At 42.4% G+C, this 13,702-nt stretch carries 13 protein-coding genes; 6 read left to right on the forward strand and 7 right to left on the reverse strand.

Translation table 11 applies throughout. The annotated features are described in order from the left end of the window. The first annotated feature begins 10 nt into the window (after window positions 1-10). Together FIV01_RS16905 and FIV01_RS16910 are read left to right on the forward strand one after the other, a co-directional pair. The gene (locus FIV01_RS16905) at window positions 11-895 is read left to right on the forward strand and encodes a DMT family transporter (protein WP_152432155.1); all 885 of its coding nucleotides are present in this window, start codon (window positions 11-13) and stop codon (window positions 893-895) included. A gap of 57 nt (window positions 896-952) precedes the next feature. Next, window positions 953-1,576, forward strand: a complete 624-nt coding sequence (locus FIV01_RS16910; RefSeq protein WP_152432156.1) for a glutaredoxin domain-containing protein — start codon at window positions 953-955, stop codon at window positions 1,574-1,576. A gap of 42 nt (window positions 1,577-1,618) precedes the next feature. Here FIV01_RS16910 and FIV01_RS16915 read toward each other — a convergent pair whose 3' ends face one another. Both FIV01_RS16915 and FIV01_RS16920 read right to left on the reverse strand, forming a co-directional pair. Next, the gene (locus FIV01_RS16915; RefSeq protein WP_152432157.1) at window positions 1,619-1,966 is read right to left on the reverse strand and encodes a hypothetical protein; all 348 of its coding nucleotides are present in this window, start codon (window positions 1,964-1,966) and stop codon (window positions 1,619-1,621) included. 58 nt (window positions 1,967-2,024) lie between these two features. Further along, window positions 2,025-3,203 (reverse strand): multidrug effflux MFS transporter, encoded by a 1,179-nt coding sequence (locus FIV01_RS16920; RefSeq protein ID WP_152432158.1) that lies wholly within the window; start codon window positions 3,201-3,203, stop codon window positions 2,025-2,027. Between the two features lie 112 nt (window positions 3,204-3,315). On the opposite strand from FIV01_RS16920, the gene FIV01_RS16925 reads away from it, so the two are divergent. Both FIV01_RS16925 and FIV01_RS16930 read left to right on the forward strand, forming a co-directional pair. Next, on the forward strand, window positions 3,316-4,194 hold the full coding sequence (locus FIV01_RS16925; protein ID WP_152432159.1) for a LysR family transcriptional regulator: 879 nt from the start codon (window positions 3,316-3,318) through the stop codon (window positions 4,192-4,194). 123 nt (window positions 4,195-4,317) lie between these two features. Further along, window positions 4,318-6,168 (forward strand): putative bifunctional diguanylate cyclase/phosphodiesterase, encoded by a 1,851-nt coding sequence (locus FIV01_RS16930; RefSeq protein WP_152432160.1) that lies wholly within the window; start codon window positions 4,318-4,320, stop codon window positions 6,166-6,168. A 33-nt stretch (window positions 6,169-6,201) separates the two neighbouring features. Here the strand turns inward: FIV01_RS16930 and FIV01_RS16935 are convergent, their stop codons facing one another. Continuing rightward, the gene (locus tag FIV01_RS16935; RefSeq protein ID WP_152432161.1) at window positions 6,202-6,714 is read right to left on the reverse strand and encodes a nicotinate-nicotinamide nucleotide adenylyltransferase; all 513 of its coding nucleotides are present in this window, start codon (window positions 6,712-6,714) and stop codon (window positions 6,202-6,204) included. 107 nt (window positions 6,715-6,821) lie between these two features. Here FIV01_RS16935 and nadE point away from each other — a divergent pair, with 107 nt between their 5' ends. Next, window positions 6,822-7,649 (forward strand): ammonia-dependent NAD(+) synthetase, encoded by an 828-nt coding sequence (gene nadE / locus FIV01_RS16940; RefSeq protein ID WP_152432162.1) that lies wholly within the window; start codon window positions 6,822-6,824, stop codon window positions 7,647-7,649. Window positions 7,650-7,939: 290 nt separating this feature from the next. Here the strand turns inward: nadE and FIV01_RS16945 are convergent, their stop codons facing one another. The 4 genes from FIV01_RS16945 to FIV01_RS16960 form a co-directional block, all read right to left on the reverse strand. Continuing rightward, complete coding sequence (locus FIV01_RS16945) at window positions 7,940-8,608, reverse strand: LuxR C-terminal-related transcriptional regulator (RefSeq protein WP_152432163.1); 669 nt, start codon at window positions 8,606-8,608, stop codon at window positions 7,940-7,942. Between the two features lie 198 nt (window positions 8,609-8,806). Continuing rightward, window positions 8,807-9,835: a S1 family peptidase gene (locus tag FIV01_RS16950; RefSeq protein WP_152432164.1), complete on the reverse strand. Its 1,029-nt coding sequence runs from the start codon at window positions 9,833-9,835 to the stop codon at window positions 8,807-8,809. 172 nt (window positions 9,836-10,007) lie between these two features. After that, window positions 10,008-11,126 (reverse strand): glycine cleavage system aminomethyltransferase GcvT, encoded by a 1,119-nt coding sequence (gcvT, locus tag FIV01_RS16955; protein ID WP_152432165.1) that lies wholly within the window; start codon window positions 11,124-11,126, stop codon window positions 10,008-10,010. A gap of 247 nt (window positions 11,127-11,373) precedes the next feature. Continuing rightward, window positions 11,374-11,994, reverse strand: a complete 621-nt coding sequence (locus tag FIV01_RS16960) for a helix-turn-helix domain-containing protein (protein ID WP_152432166.1) — start codon at window positions 11,992-11,994, stop codon at window positions 11,374-11,376. 378 nt (window positions 11,995-12,372) lie between these two features. On the opposite strand from FIV01_RS16960, the gene FIV01_RS16965 reads away from it, so the two are divergent. Beyond that, the gene (locus FIV01_RS16965; protein WP_152432167.1) at window positions 12,373-13,668 is read left to right on the forward strand and encodes a serine hydroxymethyltransferase; all 1,296 of its coding nucleotides are present in this window, start codon (window positions 12,373-12,375) and stop codon (window positions 13,666-13,668) included. The last annotated feature ends 34 nt before the right edge of the window (window positions 13,669-13,702 follow it).

The raw sequence follows: 13,702 nt of genomic DNA on the forward strand, positions 1-13,702 counted from the left end.
TAAGATAATTATGGCTTCAAACAACCACCATCCTATACAGGGCGCGAGCTGGATGCTCACCGCAGGTTTAGCATTTGCTTTGGTCAATAGCCTTGCCCAAGTTGCCAGTATTAAGTTTGGACTAACTTCGACTACTGTCGCCTTTGTTCAATATGCGATAGCGCTAGTGGTGATTCTTCCTTATCTTTTAAGCTTGGGCATACGCGAGTCTTTGCAAACCAATCACCTCGGCTGGCATATATTTCGTGTTTTTCTTTCCGTCATTGGTATCCAACTCTGGCTATGGGCTTTGGCTTATCCGGTACCTATTTGGCAAGGTATCGCTCTACTGATGACATCTCCGCTGTTTGCAACGATAGGCTCAGGCCTGTTTCTAAAAGAACAAGTAGGGATAGCGAGATGGGGCGCAACATTATCTGGCTTTATCGGTGCTATGTTAATCTTAGAGCCTTGGGCTGATGACTTTAGCTTGGCTGCATTACTCCCTATTGGTGCAGCATTCTTCTGGGCGTGTTACTCCTTGATGGTAAAGAAACTGTCCTCCAATGACTCGCCATCGACTATGGTGGTTTATTTGCTTATTTTAATCACACCATTTAACCTCCTGCTTGCAATCCCCGAGTGGCACACACCAGAAGGTGGTTTAATATGGCTAGTACTCATTGGCGCAGGGGCACTAACCGCTTTAGCTCAATGGGCAATAGTCAAAGCCTATTCTGTTGCCGATGCCTCGTTTGTTCAGCCTTTTGACCATGCAAAGTTGCCTCTAAATGTCTTAGCAGGCTGGATCGTGTTTAGCTGGGTTCCGCCTGGAAGGCTGTGGTTAGGAGCCGCTATTATTATTGCATCTGTTGCTTTTATCACTCAATGGGAATCAAAAAATCTCGCGAAGTGAAATAAATAATGGTCAATCCCGTTCTATTATTTAGACATATATTCGGGAGAGTGCTCAATGACAGAACCAATCAAATTAACACTATATCGCTGGGGTGGAAGCTGGGGACCATTTAGCGTTAAAATTCCATGCGGAGAATGTACGCTAACTAAAGATATTCTCAAAGATACCTTTGAGAATGAATTAGCCGATGTTCCCGTCGAGCTAGAGGTTAAAGACTGGCTATCTCATTGGTGGGAACCACTAAAAGTAGGTGCTTGGCATGCGCCAATCCTAATGGTGGAAGGAAAAGTAGTCAGCCAAGGCGAAGCATTAAACCGCGGAATATTAGTGCAATCTGTCATAAAAGAGTGGACTATGCGTGACACGCTTAAAGGCAACATTGTTTATGGAAAAGCAACCTGTCCATACTGTGTAAAAGCCAAGAAATTACTTGATGATGCTGGTGTTGAATACCAGTACCACGATGTGGTCAAAGATAGCGCAGCGCTATATAGAATGATTCCCGAAGTCAAAGCAATCATAGGTGAAAAAACGCCAGTTACTGTGCCACAGATTTGGCTTGATGGTCAATACATTGGAGGGGCAGATAACCTGCCGGCATGGCTTGAAGATAAAGGGCTAAACAAAGTGCCAGATAATGTGGTTAATATGGAAAATAACCAAAGTTCTGCAAATTAAATGAGTTAAGCCCCTCGCGTTAAGGGGGCTTAACTGTTTCTTTTATCGCTTCGACTGTTGAAAAGTTTTACCTGCCGCTTGGTAAGTATCTTTACATTTTACATCAAACATTACTTCAAAGAACCAAGCAACAAATCGAATAACATCATCACCTTCGTTCATGATATGCTCAATGTACTCTTGCTCTTCACCTTGATCGTTTTGCTCAATCGTCACATGATAAATACGGCGTTCGCCTTCGACTTCAGCGAGCGAAAACTGGCCTACCAACGAGAGCGCAGCTTGCGCCACATCCTCATTATGATTCGATTTGAGTATTTCGAGCGCTTGGGGCAAACCTTCTTGTTTACAAAGCGCTGTGACTAACTCAGAAAATTCTTTATGTTCCATCGTAGACCTTTAACATGTCGACATTAGTGAACGCATTGTATCAGGGTGTTTATGCCTTTCAAGCAAACTCTCTACGAGTAACTACCGTCAATCGACCTATGTATAAAACAATACCCATAGCTCCAGCACAAATAAGATAAAATGTGCCTAATGCCACACTGTTTTGTATCCAAGTCTCAACCAGATATCCCCCCAATAATCCAGCTAAGCACATTTGGATTGCTCCCGTTAACGCTGAAACCGCCCCTGCCTGCCTTTTATGTGGCCCGAGCAACATAGCAATAGAAATGGGAAAAGATAAGCCTTGAGCAACCACCATCCAAGTAAAAGCCCAAATAATATTGAATAGTGTCAATTCAGTCGCGGTCAGCCACACTCCTGAAACGACAATGATAAAAATGGCTAGCGCTAGAATCTTTCGCGAGGTCACATGGCGGTTAAGAACATTTAATGCCAGTGTTCCTACCAGCAAACCAGCAGAGGGAATCACCATTACGCTTCCATACTGAGCCGCCGTTAAGCCCAGTTCGTGTTGAAGAATAAATGGCATTACAGACAAAGATACTACACAGGCTAGGTAGGTGATCCAATTATAACTGGCACTGCAAAGTACTTGCTTGCTCTTAATCAAGTAAGCATAGTTAGATACCACCTTATTTAGACTAAATGTGGTTGTACCATAAGTCATGGTTTCAGGAAGTATGTAATAACCTAAAACAAAAGTCGCAGCCAAATAACTCAACACAAATACAAACACAGCCTCCCAACCAAAATAAAAGGCTATCCAACCACCAAGCACGGGCGCAAGTACTGGCATTATCGAAGCAGTTACCGATACGTAAGACATTGCCTTAGTTAACTCTCGACCATCATAACAATCTCGCAAGACACTGCGTCCTAACACAGAGGCACTACCAGAGCCTAGGCCCTGTAAAAGACGACCTAAGACCAAAATCCAAATGTTATGAGTAAATAAAATGCACATTAGAGTGCCAATTAAATATATTCCTTGACCGAGCAAAAAGACCGGTCTGCGACCAATAGCGTCGGATAAGGGACCATAAAAAAGCTGTGAAACACCAAAACCGACAAGAAATAGAGTGACTAAAAGTTGCGCATCGGATTGACTAATTTGTAACGCTTTGCTGATCATGGGTAAAGAAGGAAGATAAATACTCACTCCTACCTGCCCGGTCGAAATAATGAGCATCGCCATCAATATCGGCGCTTTTTTCATTTCAATACCTCATACTTTTGATGTACAACTAAGTTTAAGTTAAGCGCCAAATAATGATAATATCTTCAATTGGAAACTAATTAATTCCCAATGAGAATGAATAAGGCAGAGAATGGATTGGATTCAAAGTGTTCAAAGTTATATTCGCGTAGTCGATGAAGGCAGCTTTAACGGAGCCGCTCGTAAGATGAATACCACCAGCTCCGCAATTAGCAAGCGTATACAATGGCTTGAAGAAAGGATCGGTGTTCAACTTTTAAAACGTACCACTCGCAGCGTAACTCAAACCGAAGCTGGTGCCCTGTTTTACCAAAGGGCAAAAGTACAATTGGAGGGGTGGCAGTCCGTTGTTGACGAGACCCGGTCAGTGAATCAAACCCCTGCGGGACTTTTAAAAATCGGAGCCACCATCGCCGTTGGATCTAAGTTCTTGGTGCAATACCTCGATGACTTTCTCCAGATATACCCGGATATTCGAATCCAATTGATCACCACAACTCCTGGGCAGTTGCCAGAACTAAGCTTAGATTTATTCATCAGCCGTGAATTGGAACAACTAAACTCATTGAGTTTTAAAGCCTCCCCACTTTTTGAACACAAAGCCGGGTTTTACGCCTCTCCTGCTTATCTTGAAAAGTATGGTGAGCCTACGACCATAGAGGAGCTTACAGAGCACAACATTCTCATTTGGGGAGAAAGGCCGCAACGAGAAGTGAAACTCAATACCGGAAAAAAAATTGTACTTTCCGGCAACCTCGCGACAACAAACCCTGAAGCCCTTTTCTATGCAGCAAAAAACGCTATCGGAATACTCATATCCAATGATGTGATGATTAAAGATGAATTAAATACCGGCGCGTTACGAAGGATCTTACCATCTACGACTACCGATGAAACCACCGTCTACGCCTATTATCCAAAACTGGATTACCAACATACTCGAACAAAATTATTTTTAGATTACCTGAAAAACCGCCTCCTTGATGAATAGATTTACTTCAATAGAGAAAAAGATCCAAACTGAAATTTGAAATAATATGAGACCTGTACCATATTTAAGCGTGACATTAGCAATAAATAAGTGATTTAAATCACGGCTAAGCAGGTAGTTCAAATGGCTAGGGCATCATTACAGGCAACATCTATTGATTTAGATGTTCTGAGCTTAACGTTACAACTCGATGGCACTGAATTGCTTAATCGGGTTACCAGTGTATTGCATCAGCATTTCACAACGTACTCGACATGCATCGTCGAGATAGATAAGTTTAATGCCAACGGCTATTGCTTAGCGCAGGCGTGCTTTGATTCAAGTAATGTTCCTATTTCATATTCGCTCACCAACACACCTTCATTTCGCGTGAGCCATTCCGAACTAGATTACGTACTATACACTCAGAAAGTCATGTCACAATTTCCTAATGACCCATATCTATGTGAACATAACATTGAAGCCTATATTGGTATCCCGCTAAAGACCGCCGCAGGTGAAATACTTGGTGTACTCTTGTCAACCTTCAAGCACCCCGTCCAATCACCGAAAGAACTTATTTATTACCATATGCTTTTCGCAAATATAGTAGTGCACAGCCTTCGAGTGAAATGGCTTGCCTCTCGATCCGATAGCTTAGTTAGGCAACTTAGTTATGAAGTTTCTCATGATAATCTAACTGGTCTGCTTAATAGAAGTTACCTAGCCGACAAACTCGAGCGATTGTCTGCATCACACTCCGGCTATTTAACCCTCGTCTATCTCGATATTGACAGCTTCAAGACAATTAACAATTTATATGGACAATATATCGGTGATCAAGTACTTAAATTTGTCTCCCATGCCATCGAGTCCTCTTTGCATAGTCGACAGCTTGCGTTTCGGATCTCTGGAGACGAATTTGCCTTTGTGACCTATGCTAGTGATCCTGTTGAAGTATGCCATTCAATATTGGCAAAACTTGAGCCAGGCTATCAAGACCCAGAGTATAACTTAAAAGTGAATGTTAGCATGGGCGTGGCGATTAAATCCGATCCTAGGATCACTGTTGACCAGCTAATTCTCAACGCCAGCCTTGCACTCAAAGATTGCAAACAAAAAAGAAATACTCAAATTCGATGCTACGATACTGAACTCAGTACCCTATACTATCGCCGAACAAGAGTGATAGATGCGCTTCGTCAAGAACTTGCAGCCAACCGCTGCGCAGCGAGCGAAATCTCCGTTGTCGCCCAGCCTATAGTCAAACAAGACCAGAGGAAATGGAGTTACTATGAGATCCTCGCTCGCTGGGAGAGTCAATCATTAGGATTTATTTCCCCGACAGAGTTTATAGAGGCCGCTGAACAATCAGGCTTGATTGTTGAACTTGGGGAAAGAATCATTCAGCTCGCATGCCAAGCAAAAAAACAACTAGAAGATGGGTTAGGTTATCGAGTCAGGTTAGGTATAAATTGCAGCGCGCACGAGCTCAGTGACACTCAGCGCTATCTTGCGCATTTAACATCCACTATTAGCTTATATGGTTTTAAGCCTTCAGAGTTCACCATCGAACTTACCGAAACCGTGTTATTGTCACAAGAAGTTGAGATTGGTACTATATTAAATCAGATGCGAGAGCTTGGGTTTTGTATTGCTCTTGATGATTTTGGCACTGGGTATTCAAGCCTTAACTATATCCATCGTTATCCAATAGATTGTATCAAGATTGACGCAAGTTTCATCCGCGACTTGATGAGTAACTCAACCTCAGAACGCTTAGTTTGGCTAATTATCCAACTTTCCCAACAACTCAAAGTTGACTTAGTCGCAGAAGGGGTCGAAACACAGCAAGTGGTTGATAAGTTACACCAAATGGGCTGCACGCAAATCCAAGGCTATTATTACTCTCGCCCAGAGAAGCCAGAGACCATTATTAAAGTACAAAATAGTCTTGGACCAAGTGAGCCACCTACGCGGGCTATAACCTGTTAAATGTCACTCCAAACTTCAACTCCAAATTACATGTTAGTAATGGCGGCTATTGGCTAGCAACTTACATACTCGCGGAGTAGTAAGCGAGCTAATGTCTTGGTTTCGCGCTATCCTTGCCCGAATATCTGTACTCCTTACCTTGACCGTCTCAGGACAAGCCATTACGGACCAAGCTTCGAGAATTTTGTCCGCTTGATAAAAATTGCCAAAATTAAATAGATTGTCGGGGCCTATCACAAAAGTAAGATTGTCGTCTGGGTATTCGCTTTGAATCTCCTTTAATACCGCATAAGTGGTGACCCTCTGCTCCGGTTTGTAGAGACGCTCCTCGATACGGCTTAACTCAACATTTTTGAGAGACAGGTCCTTTATGAATGCCTTAACTAAATCACACCGCTTGGCATAATCAAGCATCTCCTTACCCCAAGCATGACTGATACTAGGTACTAAAAGAACTCGATCAAAGTGTATTAATGATTCAATAACACTCCGGTGACCGATACTCGGTGGATTAAATGCACTTCCAAATACCGCAATTTTGTTCATTTTCTTTCCTGATAACCGTAAATTTAGTGTTCATAGTTTTCTAAACTGTTCATTGAGGTATGATATTACTATTATTTCGTAAAATCATGCTTGCAGGAAGAAAACCTATGGAACAGCAAATCCGCGATGAAATGCGTGTACTGCCGTCAATTGATCCTCAATTTGAAATCTCACGCCGTGTTGAATTTATCAAAAATAAGCTCAAAGATGCGCGATGCAAGGTATTAGTGCTAGGCATCAGTGGTGGTGTCGACTCAACCACCTGTGGCCGCTTGGCACAAATAGCGGTTGATGAACTCAATAGCGAAACCGATGCAGGTTATCAGTTCATCGCTGTTCGCCTGCCTTACGGCGAGCAAAAAGATGAAGATGAAGCTCAAATTGCCTTGGAGTTTATTCAGCCTACTCATTCAGTCTCGGTGAATATCAAACCTGGCGTAGATGGCTTACACGCTTCTTCTCAGCAAGCTTTGACCAATATAGGCTTGATGCCAGCCCAAGCTGCTAAAGTCGACTTTGTCAAAGGTAACGTTAAAGCTAGAGCCAGAATGGTCGCCCAATATGAAATAGCAGGCTATATTGGTGGCTTAGTTTTAGGCACAGATCATTCTGCAGAAAACATTACAGGCTTCTATACAAAATTTGGCGATGGTGCATGTGACTTAGCACCTCTTTTCGGTCTAAGTAAACGTCAAGTTCGCGAACTAGCAGACACGCTAGGAGCGCCTAAGATTCTAGTAAACAAAACGCCCACCGCAGATTTGGAAGAACTCGCTCCTCAGAAAGCAGACGAAGATGCACTCCGCCTCAGTTATGATCAAATTGATGATTTCCTTGAAGGTAAACCCGTTTCACAAGATACGGTCGACCGCTTAATCTCCATTTACAAAGCAACACAACATAAACGGCTGCCAATTCCAACCATTTACGACTAACTCGGGTCTTCTCCCAAACTAGAAACAGAGCTTATTTGCACTCAAATAAGCTCTGACCTACGATGGTTTACCATATCGAATTAAGTGACGCATAAAAATGATGACCAGCGACTCTACTATATCCCAATCGCAATCTGGTTGTTTACACTCTTTACTGAGTAGTGAAAAAATAGAAACCATAACATTGTCGTTAATTAGCCAAGGCAGATATTTTTTAGTGTCATGCAGTTGAAATTTAATACATTGGAAGATGCTGACCGGCTTATGCAACCGAATTGTTATTACTAGGCTTAATATCTTTCTTCTAATGCAATATTATTGTTTGCCCAAAGAAGTGCTTGAAGTCGATTTTTAGCATTGATTTTCTTAAAGATGTTATGCAAATGTGTTTTAACCGTATTTTCTGTCACAACAAGCTCATCAGCAATTTGCACATTAGACGCCCCATGACCGAGTAAATACATTATTTGTTTTTCGCGCTTTGTGAGATTCGCATACGCTTGTGAGGTTTTTGCGGTAGTCATACTCCGAAAATACTCGATATGATCTTGCGCTACCTGTCGAGTTAACCACATCTCTCCTTCAAAAATTTTTTCTAAGCCATTAAAAAGTGTCGACATATCATCATCGAGATAAAAAACTCCAACTAAATTTCGCCATTTAAATAGCTCTTCTGATGACGTTTCTCTTGAGCAGTTTATGATTATTTCTCGAGCATTATTTTCACTGGCGAGTCTTGCTTGGTTATATTGCTCGAGCTTACTTTCATCTAAATAGTGATAATCGAACAAAACATAGTCCCCGAGTTTTACACCGAGGGATACAGATTCAAGTAATTGCTCGATATCGACCATACAAACATTATGCTCAATGCCTTTTTTTAACGAATCATTAAACACTCTAGACTGCAAAGATACTTCGGAGAGGAAAGTTACTTCATAGGTTGGTTGGTTGGCCATCTTAACATGCTCCGGCTCATTATTATTGATCGATGCAACAATATTGATTGGGTGACAATTGTCAAGCTAACCTGGATAAAAAAAACAATTTACCCAATACGTTAATGAGGATGGCGATATTATAATCATCACTTATCAGTTATGAGACATTTTTACATCTTAAAAATAATAGGTAAATTTAGTCGAAGTCTAATTTGACTATTTTATCATTATGCAGCCTTTAAAAAGTCGGCTTTGGGAATTACTTCTTTGCTCTTTAAATAATCCCATTACAAGTAACACAACTAAACAAATCAGGTTAATACTTCCACCTGAATCTGAATTCGAATTCGAATTCGAATTCGAAGTAATAATATTACTAACAAGGGTGCGCTGCCCGTTAACTGTTGCAACATAGTACTTGGGTACTTCCTGACCATTTATTACTTGATTAATCCAGCCAATGTAGTCATAAACATCTGTGAAGACAGAGGTAACGGTCAAAGATGCATCACCACACGACCCAGGACCAAAACTAGTGATACCAATCTGAATGTATTGGCTGCCACTTTCTATATAAACAGGGCCTCCAGAATCGCCATTACACGTCGAATTTTTATACCCACCAGACTGAGCGCCACCAAAACATATTTGCTTGTCGGTCACTAAGCCGTATTGAGACCGGCAATCATTCAATGACACATAGTCAAGGTTAGTCTGTTGTAATATGGTCCCACCCGATACATTACCAGCAATTTGGCCATGCCCTATTGCAATATAAGTATCTGAAGCAGAAAAACTGTTGTTAATCGTCATATTGAGCAAATAGGTATAATCAGGAACAGAAGATAGAGGCGATTCAAGCTTGATCACTGCGATATCGTTGGGCCAGAGTACCGAACCTGAGTCTATGTAGTCACTAGGAAAATAAAACTCCAACGCTCTGGCTTTTTCAGCACTGGCATAAGTTGATTCATCCAAAAGCTGAGGAATGATATAAGTGTTGAGCATAGTACTGGGGTTTTCATAGATGCAGTGGGCAGCGGTGAGCGCGTATTGGCTATTGAGCATCGTTGCCCCACAATAGTTACTGTAAGAAGCTCCACTAATAAAAAACATGCTAGCAAAAGAAGGATATGTAGCAGCATTGCTAACGTTAGTGCCATTAACAATGTAGGCTGATACATCGTTTGCCATAGCACGAGATAACACCAGCATAAAACCAAGAAACCCAAGTAACGCCTTCATCTTTCCGTCTCCCTTTTATGCCTGCTAAACCTAAGTTTAGTTGACAAAAGAGAGAGGGGTTAGGATAAATCGTTAATTCCATTAAAAATAATACAATCAATACTCTGATATCAAAAACAAAAACCTCTCGAAAAAAAGAGAGGTTTGATTTGAAAATAGTATCTAGCTTTTTTTAGCCGCGATAATAACGCTGAGGTACAAATGGCATTTTTTCGATTGTCATCGGTAGTTTCTTACCACGAACATCGGCAAACAATTCTGTGCCAATAGCCGACAGATCAGCGCGGACATAAGCCATAGACACTGGCTTGCCAGCATTAGGACCTGCTGTACCACTGGTTACAACACCTACTTTATTGTCGTCAGCATCAAATAACTCCGCACCTTCACGAACAGGGGCTTTAGTTTGACCAACCAAGCCAACACGCTTGCGTGAGATATCTTTGGTTTCAATCTGCTTGAGAATAATATCCGCTCCCGGGAATCCACCAGAGCGCTCACCATCTGCTCGACGAACTTTCTGAATACCCCACAAAAGATTTGCTTCAATGGGTGTCGTGGTCGTATCTAAATCATGTCCATACAGACATAGACCGCATTCAAGGCGCAATGAATCACGCGCACCAAGACCAATCCACTCTACTTCTTCTTCTGCGGTGAGCTTGGTTGCCAGCTCTTGGGCATGAGTATTCGGCACAGAAATCTCATAGCCGTCTTCACCTGTGTAGCCACTGCGACTCACGATGCACTCAACACCAAGAATGTCGAGCTTTTTGACATCCATAAACAGCATATCAGCAACCTCAGAGTTGAAACACTTTAGCACCTCAACCGCTTTCGGGCCTTGCAGTGCCAATAGAGCACGATCATCAATCACTTCAAGCTCAACACCAGTCGGTAAATGAGCGTTTAGATGCGCGATATCTTGTTCTTTACAAGCGGCATTGACAACAACAAATAGGTGATCGCCTAGGTTTGCTACCATAAGATCGTCCATAATGCCGCCTTGCTCATTAGTAAAAAAAGCGTAACGCTGATTACCTTGCGGCAAGTCGATAATATCAACCGGAACTAAAGACTCAAGAAAAGCCGCTGCACCCTCTCCGTGCAGTCTAAGCTGGCCCATATGAGAAACATCAAAAAGCCCAGCCGCATCACGAGTATGCAGGTGTTCTTTTTTCACACCTAGTGCGTATTGAACTGGCATATCATAGCCGGCGAAAGGAACCATTTTCGCACCCGCTTCAACATGAAGGGAATGAAGGGGTGTTTTGAGTAGATCTTGAGTCATTGTTGTCTCCATTTAATCAGGTCCGTTTTCCATTCAAGGAAACCTTGTTTCCAATAATAAACACGAGTTGGACCTTTTTGCACTCTTAACGAGATAGCAAGCATTCAAAATGTGACATTTAACATCATCTTCACATTTTCTGAGGGCAAAAGAAAGCGCCACCTCAGGCGAGATGGCGCTATTGTACCGACAAAAAACCAAAAAGCAAACGTTTGCTTTCACTATAGGAAATATAATAAATGCATCATTATTTGGCGGTCACCCACAAAATAATGGCGTCTTCTTCACTGGTTGAAATCAGCATATGGCCCATGGTGGCATCGTAATACACACTGTCACCTTCACCCAACTCTACTGGTTCATAAAACTCGGAATAAAAGAGTACAGACCCAGACAAAATCAGCAAAAATTCCTCGCCATCATGACGAACCCAGTCACCATATTCTTCAAAATTTCGAGCATGAATGCGACTTTTAAATGGCATCATTTTCTTGTTCGACAACTGGGTTGCCAATAGCTCGTGCTCATAGGTAGGCGTCGGGTGAGGTTTACCCAGCCCAGTCTTAGTAATGTCTCTACGTGCCGTTGCCACCTTTTTTCTCGGTGGCTCAAAGAGTTGAGGCATGTCTATTTGCAAACCAAGTGCCAGCTTTTGCATCGCTTGAAATGTTGGAGAAATCTGTTCATTTTCGATTTTACTCAAGGTTGAACGAGCCAGCCCTGTACGCTGACTTGCCTCTTCTAGAGTGATCCCTAACTTACTTCGAATGTCCTTAATTCTCTGGCCTAATTTTAGAGGCTCAATATTTTGATCACCCTCTTTTGCCAGAGTCAAAGATGGGTACTCGTCATAGATATCTTCAGGCATGTATCCCTCTTTATTGAATGTCCATTTCACCTTGGTTTTTATTGTGCACTAAGCCTATCGGATAAAAAAGATAACTGAGACAAATAAACCGTGCTCTCTGTAACATTTTCAGAAACCATGTTTCCAATAGGAAATTTTTAGTTGATTATAGTCCCAACAAGAGCTATGTTACCAACTTGTTAGTTGTAGAGATGCGTTTTCCGAATTGACTGATAACGTGATTTAACAGTGAGATTCGGTTTTCCCCCGCGATGAAAACATCATTTGGGGTATGGAATTCACCCTGTCTTTGGAATGAAGACAGTAAACAGAAAGAGGACTAACGAGAGCGACAATCCTATTAATAATCTCGTTAGCACGAATGGAAGGTCATCTACCATGAACAACAGTTACCAAAATCACAGCCTAGAGAATTTTTTCTCTACCAACCTTGCTGCTACCGATGATGCAGTTTTTGCTGGAATCCAAGCGGAAAATACTCGTCAGAACGAACAAATTGAGCTGATTGCCTCTGAAAACATTGTATCCAAAGCCGTGATGCAAGCTCAGGGCACATGTTTAACCAATAAATATGCAGAAGGTTACCCCGGTCGTCGTTACTATGGCGGTTGTGAGCATGTTGATACTGTAGAAGCCATCGCAATTGAGCGTGCGAAGCAGCTTTTTAAATGTGAATACGCAAACGTTCAACCTCACTCTGGCGCTCAAGCAAATGGCGCAGTTAAGCTCGCTCTACTACAACCTGGCGATACCATACTAGGTATGTCGTTAGATGCGGGCGGCCACTTAACTCACGGTGCTCGTCCTGCTCTTTCTGGTAAATGGTTTAATGCTGTTCAATATGGTGTTGATCGTGAAACACTCGAAATCAACTATGACGACGTACGCGAGCTTGCACTTGAGCACAAACCAAAAATGATCATCGCTGGTGGTAGTGCGATTCCACGTACTATCGACTTTGCAAAATTCCGCGACATTGCCGATGAAGTCAACGCCATTCTCATGGTGGATATGGCGCACATCGCAGGCCTAATTGCCACAGGCGCACACCCTAGCCCGCTGCCACATGCACACGTAGTGACAACCACAACACACAAAACTCTGCGTGGCCCACGCGGCGGCATGATATTGACTAACCACGAAGACATCATCAAAAAGATCAATTCTGCTGTCTTCCCTGGCCTTCAAGGTGGCCCACTAATGCACGTTATCGCGGCTAAAGCCGTAGCATTTGGTGAAGCACTTGGTCCTGAGTTTTCAAGCTACATTGATTCCGTAATCAATAACGCCAAGGTATTGGCAGAAGTACTACAAACTCGCGGCTGTGACATTGTCACAGGTGGAACAGATACACATTTAATGCTGGTTGATCTTCGTCCTAAAGGATTGAAAGGCAACAAAGCAGAAGAAGCGCTAGAGCGTGCAGGGATCACATGTAATAAAAATGGTATTCCATTCGATTCTGAGAAGCCTATGATTACATCGGGTATACGTTTAGGTACGCCTGCCGGGACAAGCCGCGGCTTTGGCGCTGAAGAATTCAAACTCATTGGTAATTGGATTGGCGACGTACTGGATGGGCTAGTAGAAAACCCTGAAGGTGACGCAGAAGTGGAACAACGCGTTCGCAAAGAAGTGAAAGCATTGTGTAACTGCTTCCCTCTTTACCAGTGAACAAATTTAAACAAAGTTATTTTTTGGAGACTAA

It is taken from the genome of Vibrio aquimaris (assembly GCF_009363415.1).
GTDB classification, from domain to species: domain Bacteria; phylum Pseudomonadota; class Gammaproteobacteria; order Enterobacterales; family Vibrionaceae; genus Vibrio; species Vibrio aquimaris.